The organism is Mesorhizobium sp. B1-1-5 (assembly GCF_006443065.1).
In the GTDB taxonomy this organism is placed as follows: Bacteria; Pseudomonadota; Alphaproteobacteria; order Rhizobiales; family Rhizobiaceae; genus Mesorhizobium.
On record NZ_VFWS01000004.1, the window covers coordinates 106293 to 129613 of the forward strand.

The 23321-nt window shown below is 64.2% G+C and carries 23 protein-coding genes; 13 read left to right on the forward strand and 10 right to left on the reverse strand.

The genetic code is table 11. From position 1 onward, the window contains the following. The first annotated feature begins 74 nt into the window (after positions 1 to 74). The 3 genes from FJ980_RS03070 to FJ980_RS03080 all read left to right on the forward strand — a co-directional run bounded on the left by FJ980_RS03070 (position 75) and on the right by FJ980_RS03080 (position 5159). The gene (locus FJ980_RS03070) at positions 75 to 1604 is read left to right on the forward strand and encodes a GGDEF domain-containing phosphodiesterase (protein WP_140541476.1); all 1530 of its coding nucleotides are present in this window, start codon (positions 75 to 77) and stop codon (positions 1602 to 1604) included. A gap of 222 nt (positions 1605 to 1826) precedes the next feature. After that, complete coding sequence (locus FJ980_RS03075) at positions 1827 to 3875, forward strand: elongation factor G (RefSeq protein WP_140541477.1); 2049 nt, start codon at positions 1827 to 1829, stop codon at positions 3873 to 3875. Positions 3876 to 4661: 786 nt separating this feature from the next. Beyond that, entirely contained in the window at positions 4662 to 5159 is a 498-nt protein-coding gene (locus FJ980_RS03080; protein ID WP_140541509.1) for an isoprenylcysteine carboxylmethyltransferase family protein, read from the forward strand. Positions 5160 to 5307: 148 nt separating this feature from the next. Here the strand turns inward: FJ980_RS03080 and FJ980_RS03085 are convergent, their stop codons facing one another. Both FJ980_RS03085 and trxB read right to left on the reverse strand, forming a co-directional pair. Continuing rightward, a complete protein-coding gene (locus FJ980_RS03085) occupies positions 5308 to 6204 on the reverse strand; it encodes a LysR family transcriptional regulator (RefSeq protein WP_140541478.1) in 897 nt (298 codons plus the stop codon). Positions 6205 to 6274: 70 nt separating this feature from the next. After that, complete coding sequence (gene trxB / locus FJ980_RS03090; protein WP_140541479.1) at positions 6275 to 7249, reverse strand: thioredoxin-disulfide reductase; 975 nt, start codon at positions 7247 to 7249, stop codon at positions 6275 to 6277. Between the two features lie 276 nt (positions 7250 to 7525). Between trxB and FJ980_RS03095 the strand changes: the two genes are divergently transcribed. After that, entirely contained in the window at positions 7526 to 8002 is a 477-nt protein-coding gene (locus FJ980_RS03095) for an Lrp/AsnC family transcriptional regulator (RefSeq protein WP_040989590.1), read from the forward strand. A 69-nt stretch (positions 8003 to 8071) separates the two neighbouring features. Here FJ980_RS03095 and FJ980_RS03100 read toward each other — a convergent pair whose 3' ends face one another. The 5 genes from FJ980_RS03100 to FJ980_RS03120 all read right to left on the reverse strand — a co-directional run bounded on the left by FJ980_RS03100 (position 8072) and on the right by FJ980_RS03120 (position 11818). After that, positions 8072 to 8701 (reverse strand): HAD family hydrolase, encoded by a 630-nt coding sequence (locus FJ980_RS03100; RefSeq protein WP_140541480.1) that lies wholly within the window; start codon positions 8699 to 8701, stop codon positions 8072 to 8074. Beyond that, on the reverse strand, positions 8694 to 9266 hold the full coding sequence (locus tag FJ980_RS03105; RefSeq protein WP_140541481.1) for an SIS domain-containing protein: 573 nt from the start codon (positions 9264 to 9266) through the stop codon (positions 8694 to 8696). Before FJ980_RS03105 ends, FJ980_RS03100 begins: the two co-directional genes overlap by 8 nt. 7 nt (positions 9267 to 9273) lie before the next feature. Next, positions 9274 to 10758 carry a D-glycero-beta-D-manno-heptose-7-phosphate kinase gene (gene rfaE1 / locus FJ980_RS03110; RefSeq protein ID WP_140541482.1) on the reverse strand — a complete coding sequence of 495 codons (1485 nt, stop codon included), beginning with the start codon at positions 10756 to 10758 and terminating at the stop codon, positions 9274 to 9276. Positions 10759 to 10910: 152 nt separating this feature from the next. Beyond that, complete coding sequence (locus FJ980_RS03115) at positions 10911 to 11543, reverse strand: LysE family translocator (protein ID WP_140541483.1); 633 nt, start codon at positions 11541 to 11543, stop codon at positions 10911 to 10913. A 38-nt stretch (positions 11544 to 11581) separates the two neighbouring features. After that, positions 11582 to 11818, reverse strand: a complete 237-nt coding sequence (locus FJ980_RS03120; protein WP_140541484.1) for a type II toxin-antitoxin system Phd/YefM family antitoxin — start codon at positions 11816 to 11818, stop codon at positions 11582 to 11584. A 133-nt stretch (positions 11819 to 11951) separates the two neighbouring features. Between FJ980_RS03120 and rfaD the strand changes: the two genes are divergently transcribed. From rfaD to waaC, 3 genes are read left to right on the forward strand one after another with little or no spacing between them, the layout of a single operon-like run. Then, the gene (rfaD, locus tag FJ980_RS03125; protein ID WP_140541485.1) at positions 11952 to 12902 is read left to right on the forward strand and encodes an ADP-glyceromanno-heptose 6-epimerase; all 951 of its coding nucleotides are present in this window, start codon (positions 11952 to 11954) and stop codon (positions 12900 to 12902) included. Further along, complete coding sequence (gene waaF / locus FJ980_RS03130) at positions 12875 to 13882, forward strand: lipopolysaccharide heptosyltransferase II (protein WP_140541486.1); 1008 nt, start codon at positions 12875 to 12877, stop codon at positions 13880 to 13882. Before rfaD ends, waaF begins: the two co-directional genes overlap by 28 nt. Further along, positions 13879 to 14853: a lipopolysaccharide heptosyltransferase I gene (gene waaC / locus FJ980_RS03135; RefSeq protein WP_140541487.1), complete on the forward strand. Its 975-nt coding sequence runs from the start codon at positions 13879 to 13881 to the stop codon at positions 14851 to 14853. The genes waaF and waaC overlap by 4 nt, the downstream gene beginning before the upstream one ends. Before the next feature lie 207 nt (positions 14854 to 15060). Here the strand turns inward: waaC and greA are convergent, their stop codons facing one another. Both greA and FJ980_RS03145 read right to left on the reverse strand, forming a co-directional pair. Then, complete coding sequence (gene greA / locus FJ980_RS03140; protein ID WP_095766573.1) at positions 15061 to 15534, reverse strand: transcription elongation factor GreA; 474 nt, start codon at positions 15532 to 15534, stop codon at positions 15061 to 15063. A 259-nt stretch (positions 15535 to 15793) separates the two neighbouring features. Then, positions 15794 to 16327, reverse strand: a complete 534-nt coding sequence (locus FJ980_RS03145) for a tetratricopeptide repeat protein (RefSeq protein WP_140541488.1) — start codon at positions 16325 to 16327, stop codon at positions 15794 to 15796. A 177-nt stretch (positions 16328 to 16504) separates the two neighbouring features. Here FJ980_RS03145 and FJ980_RS03150 point away from each other — a divergent pair, with 177 nt between their 5' ends. The 4 genes from FJ980_RS03150 (at position 16505) to FJ980_RS03165 (ending at position 19824) form a co-directional block, all read left to right on the forward strand. Next, positions 16505 to 16930, forward strand: coding sequence for a DUF3775 domain-containing protein (locus tag FJ980_RS03150; RefSeq protein ID WP_140541489.1), 426 nt, complete (start codon positions 16505 to 16507; stop codon positions 16928 to 16930). 36 nt (positions 16931 to 16966) lie between these two features. Further along, a complete protein-coding gene (locus FJ980_RS03155) occupies positions 16967 to 18052 on the forward strand; it encodes an extensin family protein (protein WP_246676287.1) in 1086 nt (361 codons plus the stop codon). Positions 18053 to 18218: 166 nt separating this feature from the next. Further along, positions 18219 to 19049 carry an extensin family protein gene (locus FJ980_RS03160; protein WP_140541490.1) on the forward strand — a complete coding sequence of 277 codons (831 nt, stop codon included), beginning with the start codon at positions 18219 to 18221 and terminating at the stop codon, positions 19047 to 19049. 67 nt (positions 19050 to 19116) lie between these two features. Continuing rightward, on the forward strand, positions 19117 to 19824 hold the full coding sequence (locus FJ980_RS03165; protein WP_140541491.1) for an LssY C-terminal domain-containing protein: 708 nt from the start codon (positions 19117 to 19119) through the stop codon (positions 19822 to 19824). A 17-nt stretch (positions 19825 to 19841) separates the two neighbouring features. On the opposite strand, the gene FJ980_RS03170 is transcribed toward FJ980_RS03165, so the two are convergent. After that, complete coding sequence (locus FJ980_RS03170; RefSeq protein WP_140541492.1) at positions 19842 to 20864, reverse strand: NAD(P)-dependent alcohol dehydrogenase; 1023 nt, start codon at positions 20862 to 20864, stop codon at positions 19842 to 19844. A 124-nt stretch (positions 20865 to 20988) separates the two neighbouring features. Here FJ980_RS03170 and FJ980_RS03175 point away from each other — a divergent pair, with 124 nt between their 5' ends. Together FJ980_RS03175 and FJ980_RS03180 are read left to right on the forward strand one after the other, a co-directional pair. Beyond that, positions 20989 to 21903: a LysR family transcriptional regulator gene (locus FJ980_RS03175; protein ID WP_140541493.1), complete on the forward strand. Its 915-nt coding sequence runs from the start codon at positions 20989 to 20991 to the stop codon at positions 21901 to 21903. Positions 21904 to 21978: 75 nt separating this feature from the next. Then, complete coding sequence (locus FJ980_RS03180; RefSeq protein ID WP_095766567.1) at positions 21979 to 23289, forward strand: hemolysin family protein; 1311 nt, start codon at positions 21979 to 21981, stop codon at positions 23287 to 23289. Positions 23290 to 23321 lie beyond the last annotated feature (32 nt).

A 23321-nucleotide genomic window follows, 5' to 3' on the forward strand; every position in this document is an offset into this window, starting at 1 on the left:
CGAGGCAGCCGCCACGCTCAGCGTTTCTTAACGGCTGAGGTCCTAGCCATGTCGCGTGCTGTGGGGGCGCGGACATGAGTATCTTGGCGACAATCAAAGATCACAGCGGCCGTATCTATCGCGGCATCCAGGCATTGCTCGTGATGAGCATCGCCGCCACCGGGCTCGCGGCTTTCGCGCTGACGGAGAACGCCTCCCGCGCCGGCGCGCTCGCGGTGTCGGTGACTTCGACCTTAATGGCGCTTCTGGTGTTGATGTATATGCGCTCGAACGTCGTCCAGCGCCTGCAATCGGCGGCGGACGCCGAGGCCGAGAAGCATCGCTTTCTCACTGACGATGCCATGACAGGCGCGATGACCCGGCGCTATTTCATCGAAGCGCTGGGCGATTGGCTCAGCGGCTCGCGCAACCGTCGCCAGGCAAGTCTGCTTTTGATCGACCTCGACCATTTCAAGCAGCTCAACGACACGTTCGGCCATCAGTTCGGCGATCTGGCGCTGGCGCATCTGGTCGCGGAAGCGCAACGCATCTTCGAGGACGGCGTCATCGGCCGGCTCGGCGGCGACGAGTTCGGCATCATGGTTCCGCATGGCGACGTCGCCAGTATCGGCAAGGACGCCCGCCGGCTGCTGGATGCGATGCGGGCCGGCAAGAGACATGAAGGCAAGATCATTCCCTTGTCGATCTCGGTGGGCGTCGCGCTCGCGCCGTTGCACGCTTCGAACGGCACTGAATTGATGCTGCTGGCCGACCTCGCGCTCTACGAGAGCAAGGCGGGCGGTCGCGGCCGCGTCACCGTTTTCGACGAGGAGATGCTGTCTGACAAACGCTATCGCCGGCTGGTGGAGCGCGAGCTGCGCGCTGCGATCTATCTCGGCGAATTGGAACTGCACTACCAGCCGATCGTCGGTCCCGACGGCTCGGTCGACGCGCTGGAAGGATTGATCCGCTGGCGTCATCCCGTGCGCAGCTTGATCTCGCCGTCGGAATTCATCCCTATCGCCGAGCGCTCGACGCTGATCGACATGATCGGCGAATGGGTCTTCAAGCGCGCCTGCGCCGATATCGGGCATTTTCCCGGACGGCGCATCTCGATCAACGTCTCCGGCGAGCAGCTGAAGCGCGACGAGATCGTGACGATGTGCGACCGGGTCCTGCGCGAGACCGGCCGGTCCGCGTCGCAGTTCATCATCGAGATCACCGAGACGGTGGCGACGGCCGCGACGCCCGAGGTTCTCAGGCGCCTCGAGGCACTGCGCGGCCTCGGCTTCCACATCGCCCTCGACGACTTCGGCACCGGCCATTGCGGCTTCAACTACCTGAAGTCGCTGCCCATCGACAGCGTCAAGATCGATCGCTCCTACATCCGCAGCCTCGCCCACGACCAGGTGGCGCAGATCTTCGTTTCTGCGCTTGCCCAGATCGCCCGCATCCAGGACATCGCCATCGTCGCGGAGGGCGTCGAAACCGCGGAGGAATTCGCGCTTGCCCGGACGGCCGGCTGCAGCCGCTTCCAGGGCTATTTCTTCGGCAGGCCGGCGCCGCGCGACAAGGCAAGCGCCTTGTGTGCCGCCGCCCGCGAACCGCTCGCCCTCACAGCCTGACAAGTAAAAAATGGCGGTCTGGTGAACCCAAGCCGGCGAACGTCCTATTTTTCTTGCCCTCCCGACAAACCCGTGTGACGATGGTTTTGGGAAGAGGTGAAAACCCCGCCCGCGACGGCCGAACAGGCCGGCCGCCGCTCTGCACAGGGTGCGATCGGACGCAAACCGGTTTCCACTTTTGCTGATCGCTCTCTCGGGAAACGCCTGAGTGGAGGTTCAGCCATGGGTACTCGCGCCGGAGGACGACGCACGGGACCGAAATGCATTGCCATAGTCGGTCCCTTCGCAAGCGGTAAGACGACACTTCTCGAAGCCATCCTCGCCCGCACGGGCGCCATCCCCCGCCAGTCACCAGTTTCATCGGGTAACACCGTTTCGGACCATTCGCCGGAGGCACGCGCCCACGCCATGAGCGTCGAGGCGACCTTTGCCACCACCGATTTCATGGGGGAGCAGATCACTTTCGTCGACTGTCCCGGCTCCATCGAATTCGCCTTCGAGGCCGAACCCGTGCTTGCCGCTTGCGACCTCGCGGTCGTCGTCGCCGAGGCCGATGAGAAGAAGATCCCGGCGCTGCAGCTCATCATGCGCAAGCTCGACGATCTCGCCATTCCGCGCATCCTTTTCCTCAACAAGGTCGACAAGGCGGTCGCGGGCGTGCGCGAGACGCTGAAGATGCTGCAGCCGGCAAGCACGGCACCGCTGCTGCTGCGCCAGATTCCGGTGCGCAAGGACGGCATCGTCATCGGCTCGATCGATCTGGCGCTGGAACGCGCCTACATCTATCGCGAATACGCCGAGAGCCAGGTTGCCGAGATCCCGAACGACGACAAGGCGCGCGAGCTGGAAGCCCGTTTCTCCATGCTGGAGACGCTCGCCGATCATGACGATCACCTGATGGAGCAGTTGCTGGAGGAGATCGAGCCGCCGAAGGACGCGATCTTCGACGATCTCTCGGCCGATCTGCGCGCCGGCGCGGTGACGCCGGTGCTGATCGGCACGGCCGAGAAGGGCAACGGTGTGCTGCGCCTGTTGAAAGCCATCCGCCATGACGCACCGGATGTCGAGGCGACGCGGAAGCGCCTGGGCGCGCCGGACGGCCAGACGGTGGTGCAGGTGATGAAGACCATTCACACCGCGCATGGCGGCAAGCTTTCGGTGTCGCGCGTGCTCTCGGGCCAACTGGCCGACGCAGCCGAGCTCTTCCTTTCCAACGGCGACACGGCGAAGGTTTCCGGCATCTACAGGATGCTCGGCAAGGACCAGTCGAAGCTGACATCCGCCAAAGCGGGCGACACGGTTGCGCTCGGCAAGCTCGACAACGTCAAGACCGGCCAGACGCTGAGCTCGGCCAAGGGCGGCATCCGGCCGCTTGTCACGCTGGAGCCGCCGCAGCCGGTCTTCGCCTTCGCGCTTCGCCCCAAGGAGCGCAAGGACGAGGTCAAGATGTCGGCGGCGATCCAGCGGCTTGCCGAGGAAGATCCATCGCTCAGCCTGCGCCACAACCAGGATTCCGCCGAAACCGTCCTGTCGGGTCATGGCGAGATGCATCTGCGCGTGGTGCGCGAACGCCTTGAGGGCAAGAACCAGATCCCGATCGAGGGCCATGCCCCGGCGGTGCCTTACCGGGAGACGATCCGCAAATCGGCGCAACAGCGCGGCCGCCACAAGAAACAATCCGGCGGCCACGGCCAGTTCGGCGACGTGGTGATCGAGATCAAGCCGCTGCCGCGCGGGTCCGGCTTCCAGTTCTCCGACACCATCACCGGCGGGGTGGTGCCGAAAACCTACATCCAGTCGGTAGAGACCGGCATTCGCGACTATCTGAAGACGGGCCCGCTCGGCTTTCCGGTCGTCGATGTCGCCGTCAACCTGTCGGACGGTTCCTACCACGCGGTCGATTCCTCCGACATGGCCTTCCAGATGGCGGCGAAGCTCGCGATGAAGGAAGGCATGGCCGCCTGTTCGCCGGTCCTGCTGGAGCCAGTGATGAAGGTCGAGATCGTCACGCCCTCCGACGCGACCTCGAAGATCATCGCACTGATCCCGCAGCGGCGCGGCCAGATCCTCGGCTATGATGCAAGGCCCGACTGGCCGGGCTGGGACGTCGTCGAGGCGACCATGCCCCAGGCCGAAATCGGCGACCTGATCATCGAGCTGCGCTCGGCGACCGCCGGCGTCGCCAGCTACAAGGCCACTTTCGATCACATGGCCGAGCTCACCGGCCGGCTGGCCGACGAAGCGATGAACGCCAACGGCAAAGCGGCCTAGAGCAATTCCGGGAAAAGTGTGCGCGGTTTTCCGTCCGGAGTTGCGTAAGAACAAGGAGATAGTGCGGTTCGCCGTTTCTGTGAAACGGTGAAACGCACGAGCAGGTCGGCCTGTCTGGCAGGCTTCTGTTGGAGATACGAAAACGGCGTCCGGATGATCCGGACGCCGTTCCTATTGCGGACCGTTCTCCTGGGAGGCAACGGCTAGTCCGCCGCATCCGGAAAAAAGGTTCGGACGCGGTGCTTGCCTGAGCCCGGTCTTTCGAGTGATGCCCCCATCTCCCGAACCGACCAACCGCGTCCTATCGTCTACTTAAACGATAGAGTGGGTCTGCGACATGTTACCCGATGTTACATGTCACTGTTACGCGGTGGATTCAGTCGTTTTCTTGCCGGCCCGAAGGCGTGCGGGCAACAAAAAAGCCGGATCAATAAAGATCCGGCTGAGTTTGATTGGAAGTGCCGATTAAGGCTAACCTCCAGAGGGGAACACTCGAGGGCGCTAATGGGAGGAGAACGCGCCCCGGAGATGTGACTATATATGTGCTCATCATGCCCAAGAAACAAGCATCTATTTTGCAACACACGCATGCAAAAAGACGCAGGCTGTGGTCCAACCTGTTCATCGAAGCCATAGGACCAGAAAAGTCGCCGATTCCGGCGCGTTTCCGGCGCTAAAGCGACTGCTTAAAAGCAAACCGAGCCGATTTTGCTCAGAAATATGCAAATCGGCGAAATGATGTCGATTTCGGCAAGCCGAGTTTATTTTTACGGCAGGAGACCGATGATGCGAACTTTTTCAGCAATCGCCGGCAGCGCGCTGTTCCTTGTTGCAGCGCCGGGCGTCGTCGCCGGCTTCGCGCCGTGGCTGCTGACCGACCATTATCGCAAACCTCTGTCGGCTCTGCCCGGCTTCGTGCCTGTGGGCTCGATTCTTGTGATCGGAGCGGCCGCCATCCTGCTTCATGCGTTCGCCCGCTTTGCGCTTGAGGGCCTGGGCACGCCCGCTCCCGTGGCGCCGACCGAGAAACTGGTCGTCGGCGGCGTCTACCGCCATGTGCGCAATCCCATGTATGTGGCGGTGTTGTCGATCATCCTCGGCCAGGCGCTTATCTTTTCGAGCTGGGCGGTGCTGGTCTACGGCCTCATCGCCGCGGCGGCGATGATCTCCTTCGTCAAGCTCTATGAAGAGCCGACGCTCGCCAACCGCTATGGCGAAGAATACGAAGCCTACCGCCGCGCCGTGCCCGGCTGGCTGCCGCGCATCACGCCCTGGCGCGGATAAGCCTCCCTTTCCGAGGGGAGTGCGCCGATATTCAGGTCAGGCCGAGTCGAGAACGGTAGGCTCCGAGAACCGGAACGGAGCGTACTTCAGTACGTGAGTACCGGAAGCGCAGGAGCCTGCCGTTCGCAGGCCGGCCTCACCTGAATATTCAGTAGGACCAGCTGCGCGCCTTTGCGATGATAAAGTCGCGAAACACGTGCAGCTTCGCCTGGTTCTTCATCGCGTCGGGATAGGCGAAATAGGTGTCGAAGGACGGCACCTCGGTCTCGGGCAGAAGCTGCACCAGGTCCGTGTCCTTGTTGATCACATAGTCCGGCAGCATGGCGATGCCGGCGCCGCCCTGCACCGCCCGCTTGATCGACAGGATGTCGTTGATCTGCAGCGTCGGCACCCGCTGGCCGCCCTCGAAATCGCCGACCGTCTCCAGCCAGTTCAGCTCCGACAGATGCGAGGGCACCGGCAGGCCGAACGTGACGATGCGGTGGTTCCTGAGCTCGGCGATCGAGGCCGGCTTGCCGAATTTGGCGATATAGGACGGCGCGGCATAGAGGTGGAAATGCACCGTGAACAGCCGGCGCTGGATAAGGTCGGGCTGCTGCGGTTGGCGTAGCCGGATCGCGCAGTCGGCCTGGCGCATGGTGAGGTCGAGCTCTTCATTGGCGAGGATCAGCTGCAGGCTGATCTCGGGATAGAGCTCGATGAATTCCTGCACGCGCTCGGTCAGCCAGCCGGCGCCCAGGCCCACCGTGGTCGTTACCCTGAGCACACCCGACGGCCGGTCCTTGGTTTCGGTCAGCCGCGTCTTGATGGTTTCCAGCTTCATCAGCACGTCATGCGCCGTGCGGAACAGCATCTCGCCCTGCTCGGTCAGCACCAGGCCGCGCGCATGGCGGTGGAACAGCGCCACGCCGACGTCGTGCTCCAGCGCGCTGACCTGCCGCGAAATGGCCGATTGCGACAGGTGCAGCGTCTCGGCGGCATGGGTGAACGACCCAGCCTCCGCCGCTGCGTGAAATACGCGTAGCTTGTCCCAGTCCAGCGCCATGATTCCCCTCGCGTTGCTTCGGCGTCTGAATGAAAAATCAGGCTTTTAAACGGCTTCTTTCAGCCGATTGTCATTCCGCCGCTTCGCGGTGAACCTCGATGCCCGCCAGATATTTTTCCGCCTCGAGCGCCGCCATGCAGCCAAGTCCGGCCGCCGTCACCGCCTGGCGGTAGACGTCGTCGGTGACGTCGCCGGCGGCGAACACGCCGGGCACGTCGGTGCGGGTGGAATCGGGCGCCGTCCACAGATAGCCGTTCGGCTTCTGCTTCAGCTTGCCGGCGAAGAGCTCGACCGCCGGCGCATGGCCGATGGCGACGAACACGCCGTCGACGGGCAGCTTCGATTCCTGGCCGGTCACCACGTTGCGCAGCGTCAGGCCCTCGACCGAGGGCGGCAGCGGCGCCTTGCCCGGCCGTCCGGTGATCTCGTCGACGACCGTGTCCCAGATGACGCGGACATTGTCCTTCTTGAGCAGTCGCTCGCGCAGGATGCGCTCGGCGCGGAAGTCGCTGCGCCGGTGGATGACGGTGACGCTCTTGGCGAGGTTCGACAGATAGAGCGCCTCCTCGACCGCCGAATTGCCGCCGCCCACCACCGCGACGTCCTTGCCGCGATAGAAGAAGCCGTCGCAGGTGGCGCAGGCCGAAACGCCGAAGCCCATGAAGGTCTGCTCCGACGGGATGCCCAGCCACTTCGCCTGCGCGCCGGTGGCGATGATCAAGGCGTCCGCGGTGTAGACGGTGCCGGAATCGCCGGTGGCGCGGAACGGCCGCACATTGAGATCGACCTCGGTGATGATGTCGTTGATGATGTCGGTGCCGACATGCTCGGCCTGCTTGAGCATCTGCTCCATCAGCCACGGACCCTGGATCGGATCGGCGAAGCCCGGATAGTTTTCCACGTCGGTGGTGATCATCAATTGCCCGCCCTGCTGCAGGCCGGCGACCAGCATCGGCTTCAGCATGGCGCGCGCGGCATAGACCGCCGCCGTGTAGCCGGCCGGGCCGGAACCGATGATGAGAACGGGCGCATGTTTGGTGTTCATGAAAAGTCCCCTGCGGCGCGAAGCCGTGGTTTTGTTGGGCTTAATGTAAGTGTTGCCCGTGAGACCAGCAAGGCAAGTTGGCTTTCGTCCCCGGAAAGCTTCGTTCCCCGCATATCGGGCCATATCGCCGCCCCTCACCGATTCATGTCGTCCGGAGATATGCGGCTCTGGGATCAGCGCATGCATCAAAGGAAGGAGAAAATCATCGTAAAGGGATGGCCTCCCAGGCGAAACCAAATTACAAAATCGCGAAAGATTCTTGCGCGAAAGCCGTTCATGCCGCTCAAAGCCGACCTCGATGCCATCGACTGGAAGATCCTGCGCGAGCTGCAGGGTGACGGCCGCATGACCAATGTCGAATTGTCCAACCGGGTCGGCATTTCGGCGCCGCCCTGCCTGCGCCGTGTCAGGCGGCTGGAAGAGGCAGGCATTATCCGCGGTTACCGCGCCCTCCTGAATGCCCCGGCGCTCGGCATGGATGTCGTCGCCTTCTGCCTGATCGGCCTGCATCATCAGGCCGATGCCGAGCTGAAGACCTTCGCCGAACGCACGCGCGGCTGGCCGATCGTGCGCGATGCCTGGATGGTTTCTGGCGAATCCGATTTCCTGCTGCACTGCGTGGCGAGCGACCTCGGCACCTTCCAGACCTTCGTCATCGAGGAATTGGCCTCGGCCCCTAATGTGGACACGGTACGCACCGCCTTGACGATCCGCCGGGTCAAGGACGAAGGGCTGGTGGCTTTTCCAACTTAATGTGCCGGCTTCCGGAAAATCATCTGCAAAAACAAAGGGCTTAGCGCTGGGCTTTGAATCAACCCGCGATCAGAGCGACCGTATCGCGGTAAGCAGTTCCTCAACGTGGTGAGCGCCGCGCAACGGCGAAACCGAAAACCCGCCTATCGTCGAGCCTTCGCCGTCCGCCAGCCAGCCGCGCGCAAGGCCGGCGCGTTGGCCGGCTTCCATATCGGCCAGCTTGTCGCCGACGATCAGCGATCGGCTGAGATCGAGGCCGAGGCGGCGCCCCGCCTCCAGCAGCATGCCCGGGTTGGGCTTGCGCATCGGATGATCGGCAACCGCCAACGCGCCCCTGCCGGCCTCGTGGTAGGCGCAGGCAAGCACCATGTCGACAAACGCGTTTTGCTCAGCCAGCAGCTCGAGCACACGTCCGTTGACCCGGGCAAACGCGTCCCAGCCGAAATAGCCGCGCGCGATGCCGGATTGGTTGGTGACGACAATGACCGGAATACCGCGCACGTTCGCGGCCTCGATGACCGGCGCGATGCCGTCGCGCAGCACCACGGCCGCCGGATCGTCTGGATAGCCGGTATCGACATTGATGGTGCCGTCACGATCGAGGAACAGCGCTGGCCGGCCATCCGGAAAGTTCGTGGCGCTGGTCCGCTCGACCCAAAGGCCCGGCTCGGCCAGCGGGAAGCCTTCGCTTTCAGCCATTGCTGAGGCGCGCTTCGACCGCCTCGCACAGATGATGATAAAGGCACAAATGCCCCTGCTGGATGATCGGCGTCGAGGTCGACGGCACGTTGAGCAGGATATCGGTCAGCGGCCTGAGCTTGCCGCCGGTTTCGCCGGTCAGGCTGATAACCGTCATGCCCATCGCCCGCGCCTGCTCCGCCGCGGCAAGGATGCTCGGCGAATTGCCGCTGGTGGAAATGGCGAGCAGCACCGCGCCTTCCGATCCGTGTGCCTCGACCTGGCGCGAGAAGACGGTGTCGAAGCCGTAGTCGTTGCCCCAGGCCGTCAGCACTGCGGCGTTGGCCGGCAGCGCGATGACGTTGTAGGCCTTGCGTTCTTTCAGGAAGCGCCCGACCAGCTCGCCGGCGATGTGGATGGCGTCGCTGGCCGAGCCGCCATTGCCGCAGATCAGCAGCGCCTTGCCTTGCGACAGCGCCGTCACCACGGCGCTCACCGCGCGTTCCATCTCGCCGGTGAGGTCGCGCTCGACCATCGCCGATATAGCCGCCGCGGAGCGGACCAGGTAGTCGTTCAAATCGGACATGAGACCCTCAGTTTGCGGCACGCAGCTTGCCGATCGTGTTCGTCGTGCTCTTGCCGGCGACGAGATCGACCAGCACCACGCGCCCGCCCGCCTTCTGCACCACGTCAGCGCCGACCACGGTCTCGACCGTGTAATCCGCGCCCTTGACCAGAATGTCCGGCAGAAGCGCCTCGATGAGCTTGAGCGGCGTATCTTCCTCGAAGACGACGACGGCGTCGACCGAGGCAAGTGCCGCCAGCACGCAGGCGCGGTCATGCTGGCTGTTGACCGGGCGCCCCGGCCCTTTCAGCCGATGCACCGAGGCGTCGCTGTTGAGGCCGAGCACCAGCCGGTCGCACTGGCTGCGCGCGGCATGCAGCAGGCTGACGTGGCCGGCATGCAGGATGTCGAAACAGCCATTGGTAAAGCCGACGGTCAGCCCTTCTTCCTTCCAGGCAGCGACCATCCTGGCCGCGGCATTGAAATCGAGGATGGCGTCCTGATGGCCGGTCGGCCCGTGCGAGCGGAACAGCGCGCCGGATAGCTCCTCGACGTTCAGCCGCGCCGTGCCGCGCTTGCCGACCACGACGCCGCCGGCCGCGTTGGCGATGACCGCGGCATGCACCCGGTCGGCCCCGGCGGCGAGCGACAGCGCAAAACTCGCGATGACCGTGTCGCCGGCACCGGAGACGTCGAAGACTTCGCGCGCCTGGGTGGAGATGTGGCGGGCATCCTCGGCGGAGATCACGCTCATGCCCTTTTCGCTGCGCGTCGCGACGATGAACTCGAAATCATGCGTGGCAATCAGGTCGCGCGCCGCGGCCACGATCTCGTCGTCGCCGAACACCTTGCGCCCGACCGCCTCGCCAAGCTCCTTGCGGTTCGGCGTCACAGCCGTGGCGCCTGCGTAACGCGCATAGTCGCGTCCCTTCGGATCGACCAGCACCGGCTTGCCGGCATCGCGGCAGACCGCGATCAGCTCGCCGGCGACGCCGTCGAGCAGGATGCCCTTGCCGTAATCGGAGAGGATGACGATGTCGGCGCGGCCAAGCGCCGCCTGGAAATGATCGATGAGCTTCGCCCGCTCGGCCCCGGTGAGCGGCTTGATCTCTTCCTCGTCGAACCGCAGCACCTGCTGGTTGAGCGCGCTGAAGCGGCTTTTCGATGAGGTCATGCGGTCCTGGTGCTGCAGGAGGCCGTCGGTGTCGACGCCGATCTCGCTGAGCATGCGCATCAGATTGTTGCCGGCCTGATCGGCGCCGATCACTGAAACGGGGATGGCGGCCGCGCCCAACGAAACGATGTTGGAGACGACATTGCCGGCGCCGCCCATGTTCAACGTCTCGCCCTTGCCATGCAGCACGGGGATGGGGGCTTCCGGCGAGATGCGCTCGATCACGCCGCTGACGAAACGGTCGAGGATGAAATCGCCCACCACCAGCACGGTGACGTCGCCGAACCGGGCGATGGTGCGATGCAGAGGTTCCGGAGAAGGCGGATTGTGCTTGATCATCTCACTCGAGCTATGCCTGAAGGAGGCCGGACTTGATTAGATTTCAGCGCCGGAATTGTGGCGTGGGCTGCTCAAAGCGATGCCGATATACCGCAATTCGGGCGAGCGCAACGGCAGGCCTGGTGGACCGCAGCCGGAGCCCGGCAGCGCAATCAGCTCCTCTGCAGGGCGACGTGGACGCCGAGGCCAACCAGCACGGCGCCGCCCGCTCGCTGCATCAGGCGCTGCGCGCGTCCCGAACGCCGCAGCCGCGCTATCATCGCGCCGGCAAGGAATACGCACACGACGTCAGCGGAGGAGAACATCAGGTTGACGATGGTTCCAAGCACGACGAACTGCAGCCAGACCGGGAACGCCGCCGAGGCGTCGATGAATTGCGGCAGGAACGCCATGAAGAAGATCGCCGTTTTCGGATTGAGCACCTCGACGGTGATGCTTTCGAAGAAGGCGCGGCGAGCCGATTTCCGCTCGATGGCGGGCAGAGCCATATCGCCGTCCGCCCGTTTGCGGAACATGGCAACGCCGAGCCAGACCAGATAAAGCGCGCCGATCAGCTTGACCGCCAGGTAGAGCGGCGGCACGGCGTGGAAGAGCACCGACAGGCCGGCGGCCGCGGCAAAAACATGGAAATAGCCGCCGAGATGGATGCCCAGCGCCGCCGTAAGCCCGGACCAGCGGCCGCGCGCCATGGTCTGCGCGGCGGCATAGAGCATGGCGGGACCTGGGATGTAGGCGAAGATCGCGGTGGTGGCGAAGAAGGCGATGAGTAGTTCGGTCGACGGCATCTTGGTCCCTCATGATCCGGTCGCAGGCGGCAACCGGCTTAATCACCATCCAACTCCGCGGCGTACTCCTCAAGCATCTCGACATGGTCTGACGAAGCGTCTTTGGCAGCGTAAGCGTGGCGGCTGTCGTTGGCGAAGCGAGCCTCGTAGGCCCCGATGCTCATTAGGACATATCTCGGCTTGTTGTGACGGGTAATGGAGACAGGCTGCTGGCTCGCGGCCGCAAGCACGTCACCGAGATTTTGTTTCAGATCAGTAGACGGGTATTGCTTCATGAAGGCCTCCATTTTGTACAAAATGGGCAAAACAGACGAAATAGACAAGCTCAAGATGGGGCGACGCCTGCTTTGTCGACAGCCCGGCTGGCCTCCCCTATAAGAGCGGGAATCGCAAGCAGCAGAGGCCTTCATGATCATCGTCACGGGCGGCGCCGGCATGATCGGCTCCAACGTCGTCGCCGCTCTCAATGCCGAGGGCCATGACGACATCGTCGTCGTCGACGATCTCACCGACGGCCACAAGATCGCCAACCTCGCCGACCTGCGCATCGCCGACTATCTCGACAAGGACGAATTTCTCGCCCGGCTCGAGGACGGCGCGCTCGGCCGCATCGAGGCCGTCTTCCATCAAGGCGCCTGCTCGACCACCACCGAGTGGAACGGCAAGTTCATGATGGAGGTGAACTACGCCTATTCGAAGCGGCTGCTGCATGCCTGCCTGAAGCTGCGCGTGCCTTTCCTCTATGCCTCCTCGGCTTCGGTCTATGGCGGCGGCAGCGAGTTTCGCGAAGAGCCCGCCTTCGAGCGGCCGCTCAACGTCTATGCCTATTCGAAGAAGCTCTTTGACGATTATATCCGCCGCACCGTCTTCGACACCGATCATTCACAGGTCGCCGGCCTGCGCTATTTCAACGTCTACGGCCCGCGCGAGGCGCATAAGGGCGCCATGGCCTCCGTTGCCTTCCATCTCTTCAACCAGGTCGAGCGCGGTGAAAATCCGAAGCTGTTCGGCGCCTATGGCGATTTCGGTCCAGGCGAGCAGAGCCGCGATTTCATCCATGTCGGCGACGTCGCCGACGTCAATCTCTGGCTTTGGAAGCGCGGCGCGAGCGGCATCTTCAACTGCGGTACCGGCCGCGCCCAGCCGTTCCGGGCCATTGCCGAGACGGTGATCGACACGCTGGGCAAGGGCGAGATTGAATTCATCCCCTTCCCCGACCATCTCAAGGGCAGCTACCAGAGTTTCACGCAGGCTGATATGTCCCGCTTGCGCGCGGCCGGCTACAATGGCCAATTCCGCACAGTCGAAACCGGCGTCAGGGACTATGTCGAATGGCTGAAGGCCCAACGATCCTCGTGATCGGCCCACGCTGGGTGGGCGACATGGTCATGGCGCAGTGCCTGTTTGCGGCGCTGAAGGAAAAACATCCGAATGCGGCCATCGACGTGCTGGCGCCAGCCTGGGCCGCACCCTTGGTCAAGCGCATGCCCGAGATACGCAGCCAGATCGACTTTCCTTTGATGCCGGGAGCGCTCGAATTCCGCAGCCGCAGGCGCTTCGGCCGCCTGCTGCGCGGCCGCTACGACATGGCCTATGTGCTGCCGGGGAGCTGGAAATCGGCGCTGATCCCGTTCTTCGCCCGCATTCCGCATCGCGTCGGCAATTTGCGCGAGATGCGCTACGGCCTGCTGACGGATGTCGTGCCGCTGCCGGAAAGCCTGAAACGGCGTACGGCGCGCGCCTATTTCGGCTTGGCGCGCGGCGGCACCTTTCGCGCGCCGCGTCTTACCGTCGACAAGGCCAATCAGGGCGATCTGCTGGCGCGCTTCGGGCTGACCGGGAAGAAATTCGTGGCGCTCATGCCCGGCGCCGAATTCGGCCCGGCAAAACGCTGGCCGAGCGATAACTATGCCGGGCTTGCCCGGGACATGATGGCCAAGGGCTTGGGCGTCGCGCTGCTCGGCTCGAAGAACGATGCCGACGTGACCGGCGAGATCGCAGCCCTTGCCCCAGGCGCAATTGACCTTGCAGGCAAGACACGGCTAGAGGACGCCATCGACCTGATCGCCGCGGCGAAACTTGCTGTCTCGAACGACAGCGGGCTGATGCATGTCGCCGCCGCCGTCGGCACGCCGATCGTCGCCGTCTATGGTTCGACCTCGCCGGATAACACGCCGCCTCTCAGCGAGCGCTCCGAGCTGATCTGGCTGCATCTGTCCTGCTCGCCCTGCCATAAGAAGGTCTGCCCGCTCGGCCATCTCAACTGCCTCAAGACGCTCGATGTCGCCCGCGTCACCGCCGCGGCCGACCGCTTGCTTGAGGTTCCGGCGGCCGCATGAAGGTGCTGATCGTCAAGACATCGTCGATGGGCGATGTCGTCCACACGTTTCCCGCCGTCGAGGACGCGCTGCGCAATCGCCCCGATATAGATTTCGATTGGTGCGTGGAGGAGCCGTTTACCGGTATCGTGGCTCTGCATCCGGCGATCGGCACCATTCACAAGGTGGCGGTTCGGCGCTGGCGCAAGCGGCTTCTCGACGGCGCCACGTGGCGCGAGATGACCGGACTGCGCGACGCGCTCCGCGCCTCCCGCTACGATCTTGTCATCGACGCGCAAGGCTTGTTGAAATCGGCCCTGGTCGCCATCCAGGCCGGCGCGCCGATTGCCGGCTTCGATCGGGCGAGCGCCCGCGAGCCGTCGGCGACGCTGTTTTATCGACACAGATATGCGGTGCCGCGCGACCTGCACGCCATCGAACGCACCAGACGGCTGTTCGGGCTGGCGCTTGGCTATCAGCCCGACCTGTCGACGCTTCGCTCAGGCATCGTGCCGCCGGCGGGCAACCTGCCTGGCATTGAAGGCAGAGCCGCCTTCCTCCTGCACGGCACCAGCCGCGAGGACAAGAAATGGCCGGTCGAGAATTGGATCGAAACCGCGCGCCGACTGGCCGGGCGGCAGTTCACGCCGATGGTCACATGGTCGAACGAGGCGGAAAAGAAAGTGGCGGAAGCCATTGCCGGTGCCGTGCCAGGGACGGTGCTGGTTGCGAAATCGCCGCTCGCGGACGTCGCTGCAATCCTGGGCCGTTCAACGCTGGTCATCGGCGCCGACACCGGCCTCACCCACCTCGCCAGCGCCTTCGGCCTGCCGACCGTCGCCGTCTTCCTGGCGACGGAACCCGGTCTCACCGGCCCGCGCGGGCCTTTCGCATCGACCTTGCTTGCGCCTGCGGGCGGCAGGGTCACGCCGGCTGAGGTGATGGCGGAGGCTGAGCGGCTGCTGGCGCTAAGATCCGAAGCGCCAGCGTGAGGACCTTTTCAGAATTCGCTCTGGTGAGTCGAATAGCGTGGTTTTCGAGAACCGGAGCGGAGCGTACTTAAAGTACGTGAGCACCGGCCTATGCCGGCCATAGCCTTATTTACCCGCCACATCGCTCATGAAGGCTTCGGCCGGCGAAGGCCGGAAGCGCAGAAAACCGCGCTAGTCGGCCGCCAGAGTAGAATTATCAAAAGGTCCTTAGATAAACTGCACCTGGACGATCTCGTACCCTCGGGCGCCGCCCGGAGCATTGACCTCGATGGCGTCGCCGACTTCCTTGCCGATCAGCGCACGCGCGATCGGCGATGAAATCGAGATGCGGCCCGACTTCACGTCCGCTTCCTGGTCGCCGACGATCTGATAGGTCTTCTTTTCCTCGGTGTCCTCGTCGACGAGCACGACGGTCGCGCCGAACTTGACCTTGTCGCCGCTGAGCTTGGAGACGTCGATGACCTCGGCGCGCGCGATCAGATCCTCGAGCTCGTTGATGCGGCCTTCATTGAGGCTCTGCGACTCTTTCGCCGCGTGATACTCGGCATTTTCGGACAGGTCGCCATGCGAGCGCGCTTCGGAAATCGCCTCGATGATGCGAGGACGCTCCTCCTGCTGGCGCCAGCGAAGTTCTTCCTTCAATGACGCGAACCCCTCGCCTGTCATCGGGACCTTGATCATAGCCTGACCTTTCTGCCGCCACCCCCGTTTTCGGGAGGGACCTTGTCAATAGGTACAAAAAGAAAACGGTCCGGCAGCCTCGGGCTAACGGAACCGTCTCACCACAATTTCCCTGAATATAGCGATCTTTGCGCGATTTTCACGCCCAAAAATTGAAGTTCGGCAAAATGATCACCGCTTTCGCGGGTCCGAGGCTGACGGCGAGCAATAAAACCGGCTGCGATTGCTCACAGCCGGTTCGAGAGGCTTCGAGCCCTGTTCAGCTCCTCAGGAAATGATCGATCTGCTCGGACAGCATGCCATATTCGCGCGAGCCCTTGCCGGTCCGCTTTTCGATTTCCTGGAGCTGCTGCTGCGCGCCGGCGAGATCGCCGATCTGCAGATGCGCCTCGCCGAGATATTCGCGCACCAGCGTGTAATTCGGGTCGATCCGCAGCGCTTCCTCGTAATAGCCGAGGCCGACCGTGACGCGGCCCGAATGGCGATGCGAATAGCCGAGATAGTTGAGGATGCGCGGATCCTGCTTGTTGGCGGCGAGCGTCAACACCGAGATCGCTTCGTCATAGCGCCCGGCCATCGCCAGATCGTGGCCGGCCTCGTAGATGCTGTCGTCGTCCAGCATGCCATATTGCGGCTTAACGCATTTGTTCTTCTTCTTGTCCCAGACCTCGCCCTTCTTGCAGGTGGTCGTCTGGCCACCGCTGCTGCCGCTTTCGCCAGCCGCAAAAGCCGGAGCAACGAACAGCGGCAGCGCCGCAATAGCCATGACCTGAACGAGTAAACGTCTGCGCATCGAAGCCTCCGTGAGTGTGACAATGCCAGATTAACGCCGCCTTGGCGCGGTTTCATCCCGAAATGCGGACGACTGCCGAACTATTTTGAACGGCCGGAAAGAAGCCGATACCTGCGGACGTGACGCGCGCTTTAATTCCGCTATCATCGGACCAAGCGCATCACGTGGAGAAGGACCGTGCAGCAGCGCCTCGAGAAGGAGTGGGAACTTTCGATCGATCCGGACACGGTGCGCCTGTTCATTCTCAAGGCGAAGGCGCTGAGTGCTGCCGTCAACGAGGACTATGACGACGGCGCTGAGCACGAGGTCGAATTCGACGGCGACACCCATGACAGCCACCATCATGACGGCCTTGTCGAGGAAGCCTCGGAGGATCTGACCGGGGAAGAATTGCTCGAGCTGATCAACGATCTCAATATCGACGAAGCGGCCGAGCTGATCGCACTCGCCTGGGTCGGGCGCGGCGACTATGAGGCATCCGAATGGGCGGACGCGGTGGCCGCTGCCAGGGAGCGTCCCAGGAAGCGCGCGGCCAAATATCTGCTCGGCCTGCCGATGCTTGCCGACTGGCTGGAGGAAGGCCTTGAAGCCATCGGCGCATAACGCGCCGGTAACCGATTGTGATCGGCAAGGCAGCTGATGCAGGCAACTTCGCAACGCGACCGCCGTTTCCGGGCGATGGCAACGCTGAGCGTTTCCCGACTTTGCAGATTGGCGCTGCCTGTGGCGGCTGCGGTGCTGCTGGTTACGCCGGCCATGGCCAAGCATTATCATCGGTATAAAAGACACCTGCCGCCGGCCAGCCAGAGCGCCGCTCCGGCTCCGGAAACACCGCCGGCGACCCCGGTTCCAGGGTCGCGTCCGCAGGATCTGGAGAACGGTACTGAGAAGTCCGGGCAAGGCAAGCCGCGCGCGGACGGCAGCGACGACGTCCTCAACCAGCAGAAATCGCATCCGAAATGGGACGCCCGTCCGCCGCGTTCGAAGAGCGCTCAATCCGCGCCGCGGATGGAATCCGAGCCGCAGACGCCGGATGTCGTGCCGACGCCCCCGCAGAAGCCCGCCGAACTGGAGCCGGAGCCGCCGGAAACCGCGCCGCAGCCATCGGAAAAACCCGAACCGCCGGGCGAGGAAAAGATGCTTCCCGATCCGCGCTCGGCCGACATGCCGGCCGACACGATGCCGGCGGAAGAAACCGCGTGCCGCGAGCGGCTGAAGGCGCTGGGCGTCGAGTTCGACGAGCACAGGGCCGAGCACGATGCGGAAATCGGCTGCTCGATCCCCTATCCGGTAATTTTGAAAACGCTCGGCAAGTCCATCGGCATCAGTCCCGGCACCGAGCTCAACTGCCGGATGGCCGAGGCGGCGGCGCGCTTCATGGCCGAAATCGTCCAGCCCACGGCAAAGGCCGAGCTCGGCGCCGATTTGAAGTCGGTCAACCAGGGCTCGGCCTTTGTCTGCCGCCCGCGCAACGGCACCCGCAAACTGTCCGAACACGCCTTCGGCAACGCGCTCGACATCGCCAGTTTCACATTGTCGGACGGGAGGAAGATCGAGATCGGGCCGACGCCGCCGGAGAAGGACGCAAAATTCCTCGACGCGGTGCGCAAGGCTGCCTGCGGGCCGTTCAAGACGGTGCTCGGGCCAGGCGCCGATCCCGACCACGCGCTGCATTTCCACCTCGATCTGGAGCCCCGCCGCCACGGCGGAACCTTCTGCCAATAGGTGAATTCCGAAAGTCTTGTCCGCGCCAAACCAAGAACAGCGCCGCAATTCCGCCCCATGCGTGAATGCCGGCGCTGATCTTTCCTTTACTGTTGGCGGTTAACCTTGTGCAATTCGGATCATGATCCCAGTTGGGATCGGATCTTGGGGACAAGGACGCCTTTCAATGGCTCGAGGACTTGGCGCCATGCTAGTGGCGGCGCGACGGAGCAAGCGTGCGCGCGTCACGATTGTCGGGCTGGCCGCGGGCGTCGCCATGGCGGCGATATCGGCCTGCACGACCGGCGACGTCTTTGCGCTGCAGCCGGCCGTCGATGTCGGCAGCCAGACGGCAGCCGTGCCGCAGCCCGATGCGCCGCAATATTCCGGAATGCAGCGTCTTGTTCCGTCCAACCCTTATATGACGCAGGCCGCCTATCCGCGCATGGACGGGCCGATGTCGCCTCTCGAGCAGATGCCGGCCAGCGAGATCGATTGCCGCAACGAGCTGAAGCGGATGGGTGTCGTCTATCAGGATGTCCAGCCGATCCATGAGGGCCAGTGCGGCATCGATTATCCGGTAAAAGTCTCGGCCATCGGCAATGTCGCCATGACGCCCGCGGCGACGCTGACCTGCAACATGGCCGCAACCTTTGCCGCCTGGACGAAGAACGAGCTGCAGCCGGCCGCCCGCTGGCGCTATTTCTCCGGCGTCAAGGCGATCCACCAGGGCTCCAGCTATTCCTGCCGCAACATCGCCGGCGAAGGCGTGCTGTCCGAGCACGGCAAGGGCAACGCCCTCGACGTCATGAGCATCGAGCTCAACAATGGCGACGACATCGACGTGCGTAAGCCCGGCCTGTTCGCCTTTCGCACGCGCGGCTTCCTCAACAATGTGCGCGCGGACGGTTGCGAGTATTTCACCACTGTGCTCGGCCCCGGCTACAACTACGACCACCGCAACCATTTCCATTTCGACATCAAGAACCGCAAAAGCGGCTACCGCGCCTGCCGTTGAGGCTGCTCTGCCCAAAACGGCCAACACCGCATAAAATGGTCGCGCGTGGATTTGGGAGCGGCTGGCTGTGGGTGGGCGAAGCCTGAGACGACGCGCGGCGATCTGGATCGCGGCCTTCTGTGCCTTCTACGTGGCCCTCGCCTATCTCGCCGCGCCGGAATTCTGGACCTGGCGGGAGCGCGGTTTCCGCACCCGGCCCTTCGAGATGGTGACGCATACGCCGCAGGGCATTCCCGGCGACCCGATCAATGTCGGCCTGGTCGGCACCGAAAAGGAAGTTGTCCACGCCTTCGCCGTCGCCGGCTGGGACACGGCCGATGCCGTGACGCTGCGGACCGCGATCGACATCGGCGAAAGCGTCTTGTTTTCCCGCCCCTACCCCGATGCGCCGATGAGCCGTCTTCTGTTCGAGGGCCGAGCCCAGGACCTGGCGTTCGAAAAGCCGGTCGGCGACAGCGCCGACCGGCGCCACCACGTCCGCTTCTGGCAGACGGACACGGTGGGCGACGACGGCCGCCCGCTCTGGCTGGGCGCCGCGAGCTTCGACCGCGGCGTCGGCCTCAGCCACGATACCGGCGCCGTCACCCACCATATCGGCCCCGACATCGATACGGAGCGCGACTTCCTGATCGGCGATCTGAAGGCCGCCGGCCTGCTGGCCTCCACCAGCGAGATACCCGGGATCGGCACCACCAAGGCCGGACGCAATGGCGGCGGCGATCCCTATTTCACCGACGGCATGGCCGTGATCGGCGTTCTGAAGACGCAGCACTGACGCACTGCGTGGCGCGTTCAGGTCATGGCGATGACGATCTTGCCGAACGCTCCCTTCTCCAGGTGTCTGAAGGCTTGCGGCACCTCGTCGAAGCGGTAGACCTTGTCGATGACCGGCTTGATGCCGAGCGCCTCGATCGCCTGGTTCATGCGCTCGAAAGAGCGGCGGTGGCCGACGGACAGGCCTTGCACGGTGATGCGGTTGCGCATGAAGGGCAGGATTGGAAAGCTGATCTCCATCGCGCCGAGCAAGCCGATGACCGACAGCCGGCCATCGGCGGCAAGCGCGTTGAGTGACCGACGCGCATTGTCGCCGCCGACCATTTCCAGGACATGGTTCACTCCGAGCCCGTCGGTCAGCTCGCGCGCCGCCTCGTCCCAGGCAGGCTGGGCGCGGTAGTTGATCGTTTGCCAGGCGCCGAGATCCCTGGCGCGCTTCAGCTTCTCGTCGCTGCTCGACGTGACGATGGCGCGCAGACCGAAGGCGGCGGCGAATTGCAGTGCAAACAGCGACACGCCGCCCGTGCCCTGGATCAGGATTGTCTGGCCCGGCACCGGCTTTGTCGCCTCCGCCATCGCGAACCAGGCCGTCAGCGCCGCGATCGGCAGCGTCGCGGCTTCGATGTCGCCGAGCGAGGCCGGCGCCAGCACCGCCGCGTCCTCGCCGAAGACGACATGCTGTGACAGCATGCCCGAAAGCGAGGAACCGAGCGTGTGGCGGTGGAGCACCGCCGGCGCGTCGCCGTCCGGCCAGTCGGCTATCACCTGACCCAGCACCCGCTGCCCGACCTTGAAGCGGCTGACTGCGCCGCCGACTGCAACGATCTCGCCCACGGCGTCCGAAGTGGGCACGAAAGGGAAGGCAAGATCGGGGATCAGCAAGCCGTCCACGATCATCTTGTCCTTGTAGTTCAGCGAGACGGCTGTGGTCCGCACCAGAATCTCGCGTGGGCCCGGCTCGGGTATCTCCCCCGTCACCGGCTTCAGCTTCGAAAGGCCGAACCCGCTCATTTGCCAGGATCTGTTGCTGTCGGTGCCCATGCGTAGCGCTCCTTGGTTGATGGTGCGCGAAAGATTTAGGCGATCCGACTATGGAAAATAGGACCGCAATGCGGGATATTCTGCGACAAATTGAAGAGCAAAAATCTACAATGGAGACATGAAAATGGACCCGGCCGACCTGCAAGGCGTCGTCGCATTCGTCAACGCCGTCGAAGCCGGCAGCTTCACCGGCGCCGGCGAGCGGCTGCATGTGACGAAGTCGGCGATCGGCAAGTCGGTCGCGCAACTGGAGCAGCGGCTGGGCGTGCGCCTGCTCAACCGCACCACGCGCAGCCTCAGCCCGACCAACGAAGGTGTGAGCTACTATGAGGCGTGCGCGCGGGCGCTTGCCGAGATCGAAGCCGGGCAGGCGCTGCTCGCCTCGCGCCGGCAGGTCCCGTCGGGCAAGCTTCGGATCGATGTGCCGCTCGCCTTCGGCCGACGCTGCGTCGCGCCGGTGCTGTTCGACATCTCCAGCCGGTTTCCCGACCTGACCATCGAAATCTCCTTCAACGACCGGCGCGTCGACCTGATCGAGGAAGGCATCGACCTCGCCATACGCATGGGCGAGCTGGAGGATTCTTCATCGCTCGCGGCACGCCGCATCTACGCCCAGCGCTCGGCGATCTGTGCCTCTCCCGCCTATCTTGAGCGGCATGGCCGGCCGCAATCCGTCGACGACCTCGCCGGGCACCGGGTCATCGGCTACGGACGCGAAGGCGTCGTTCGATCCTGGACCGTGAGGGACGGCGCCGGGCATGCGACGACTTTCGTGCCCAGGGCGCGGCTTGTGCTCGGCCATGGCGAACCGATGCTGGACGCCGCGCTTGCCGGCTGCGGCATCGCCATCCTGCCGACCTGGCTTGCCGGCCAGAGCCTGAGGCGCGGCGCCCTCGAAATGGTTCTGTCCGATTATCTTGTGGAGCACATCGTCGTCCATGCCGTGTGGCCTCTCACGCGCGCGCTGACGCCGAAGGTGCGCGTCGTCGTCGACGCGCTTGTCGGGCATTTCTCGGCGCCGCTTTGGGACGCCGCCTGAACAGCGCGCCTGTCACGTTCCAAAAATACCGACGGGCTATTTTCGAATGCACTGCAGCAATGCTATTGACCGCCCATGCTATATGTTGAAATCGCCGTCGTGGCCGTCCTCATTCTGGTGAACGGCCTCTTGTCGATGTCGGAGCTCGCCATCGTCTCGTCGCGGCCCGCCCGCCTCAAGGCGATGATCGACCGCAACGTCAGGGGCGCCGGCCGCGCGCTGGCGCTCGGCTCTAACCCCGGCAAGTTCCTGTCCTCGGTGCAGATCGGCATCACCCTGGTCGGCGTTCTCTCCGGCGCCTTTTCGGGCGCGACGCTCGGCGAAAGGCTGGCGCAATATCTGGCGTCGACCGGCATCCGCGAAAACATCGCCGATCCTGTCGGCGTCGGCATCGTCGTCGCTTTGATCACCTATGCCTCGCTCATCGTCGGCGAATTGGTGCCGAAGCAGATCGCGCTCAAGGACCCGGAGCGCGTCGCGGTCAGAGCCGCGCCGGCAATGACCATCCTCGCCACCTTCTCGGCGCCGCTGGTCTTCCTGCTCGACCTCTCGGGCCGAGCCGTGCTTTGGCTGCTTGGGCAGGCCGGCGAGACCGAAGAGAAGGTCACCGACGAGGAGATCAAGATGCTGGTCGCCGAGGCCGAGCATCACGGCACCATCGAATCCGACGAGCGCCGCATGATCGCCGGCGTCATGCGTCTCGGCGACCGCGCCGTGCGCGCCGTCATGACGCCGCGCACCGAGGTCGACTGGCTGAACCTGCAGTCCGACGAGACCACCGTCAAAAAGCTTCTGATGGACACCCAGCACTCGCGCCTGCCCGTCGGCGACGGCAATGTCGACGCCATGGTCGGCGTCATCCAGACGCGCGACGTGCTGGCCGCTCTTCTCGCCGGCAGGGTGCTGGATCCGCGCCAGCATGTGCGCGCCGCCCCTATCGTGCATGACCAGGCCGACGCGCTGGACGTCCTGCAGAAGCTGAGGGAATCGGACGTGCCGATGGCGCTCGTTCATGACGAATACGGCCATTTCGAAGGCATCGTCACGCCGGCCGACATCCTCGAAGCCATCACCGGCGTGTTCCGCTCCGACCTCGAGGCCGGCGAGGAAGAGAACGCCGTCAAGCGCGATGACGGCTCGTGGCTGCTCGCCGGCTATATGCAGGCCGACGAGATGGCCGAGGTGCTTGGCATCGACCTGCCCGAAAACCGCGACTACGAGACCGTCGCCGGCTATGTGCTGTCGCATCTGCATCATCTGCCGACCACCGGCGAATGCGTCGACGCGCAAGGCTGGCGTTTCGAGGTGGTCGACCTCGACGGCCGCCGCATCGACAAGCTGATCGCCACCCGCCTGCCCGACGGCCACCGCCCGGTGGCGCGCTGAGGATCGCCTCCGGCGAGAAATCAGTAATCGGC

Excerpts from the sequence above, each read along its gene's own strand:
- FJ980_RS03160 (WP_140541490.1), top strand. The coding sequence starts at position 18,219 with ATGGCTCGAGGACTTGGCGCCATGCTAGTGGCGGCGCGACGGAGCAAG.
- trxB (WP_140541479.1), bottom strand. The coding sequence starts at position 7,249 with ATGAACACCAAACATGCGCCCGTTCTCATCATCGGTTCCGGCCCGGCC.
- greA (WP_095766573.1), bottom strand. The coding sequence starts at position 15,534 with ATGATCAAGGTCCCGATGACAGGCGAGGGGTTCGCGTCATTGAAGGAA.
- FJ980_RS03155 (WP_246676287.1), top strand. The coding sequence starts at position 16,967 with ATGCAGGCAACTTCGCAACGCGACCGCCGTTTCCGGGCGATGGCAACG.
- rfaE1 (WP_140541482.1), bottom strand. The coding sequence starts at position 10,758 with ATGATCAAGCACAATCCGCCTTCTCCGGAACCTCTGCATCGCACCATC.
- waaC (WP_140541487.1), top strand. The coding sequence starts at position 13,879 with ATGAAGGTGCTGATCGTCAAGACATCGTCGATGGGCGATGTCGTCCAC.
- FJ980_RS03145 (WP_140541488.1), bottom strand. The coding sequence starts at position 16,327 with ATGCGCAGACGTTTACTCGTTCAGGTCATGGCTATTGCGGCGCTGCCG.
- FJ980_RS03080 (WP_140541509.1), top strand. The coding sequence starts at position 4,662 with ATGCGAACTTTTTCAGCAATCGCCGGCAGCGCGCTGTTCCTTGTTGCA.
- FJ980_RS03170 (WP_140541492.1), bottom strand. The coding sequence starts at position 20,864 with ATGGGCACCGACAGCAACAGATCCTGGCAAATGAGCGGGTTCGGCCTT.
- FJ980_RS03105 (WP_140541481.1), bottom strand. The coding sequence starts at position 9,266 with ATGTCCGATTTGAACGACTACCTGGTCCGCTCCGCGGCGGCTATATCG.
- waaF (WP_140541486.1), top strand. The coding sequence starts at position 12,875 with ATGGCTGAAGGCCCAACGATCCTCGTGATCGGCCCACGCTGGGTGGGC.
- FJ980_RS03175 (WP_140541493.1), top strand. The coding sequence starts at position 20,989 with ATGGACCCGGCCGACCTGCAAGGCGTCGTCGCATTCGTCAACGCCGTC.
- FJ980_RS03120 (WP_140541484.1), bottom strand. The coding sequence starts at position 11,818 with ATGAAGCAATACCCGTCTACTGATCTGAAACAAAATCTCGGTGACGTG.
- FJ980_RS03095 (WP_040989590.1), top strand. The coding sequence starts at position 7,526 with ATGCCGCTCAAAGCCGACCTCGATGCCATCGACTGGAAGATCCTGCGC.
- FJ980_RS03075 (WP_140541477.1), top strand. The coding sequence starts at position 1,827 with ATGGGTACTCGCGCCGGAGGACGACGCACGGGACCGAAATGCATTGCC.
- rfaD (WP_140541485.1), top strand. The coding sequence starts at position 11,952 with ATGATCATCGTCACGGGCGGCGCCGGCATGATCGGCTCCAACGTCGTC.
- FJ980_RS03100 (WP_140541480.1), bottom strand. The coding sequence starts at position 8,701 with ATGGCTGAAAGCGAAGGCTTCCCGCTGGCCGAGCCGGGCCTTTGGGTC.
- FJ980_RS03085 (WP_140541478.1), bottom strand. The coding sequence starts at position 6,204 with ATGGCGCTGGACTGGGACAAGCTACGCGTATTTCACGCAGCGGCGGAG.
- FJ980_RS03070 (WP_140541476.1), top strand. The coding sequence starts at position 75 with ATGAGTATCTTGGCGACAATCAAAGATCACAGCGGCCGTATCTATCGC.
- FJ980_RS03115 (WP_140541483.1), bottom strand. The coding sequence starts at position 11,543 with ATGCCGTCGACCGAACTACTCATCGCCTTCTTCGCCACCACCGCGATC.
- FJ980_RS03180 (WP_095766567.1), top strand. The coding sequence starts at position 21,979 with ATGCTATATGTTGAAATCGCCGTCGTGGCCGTCCTCATTCTGGTGAAC.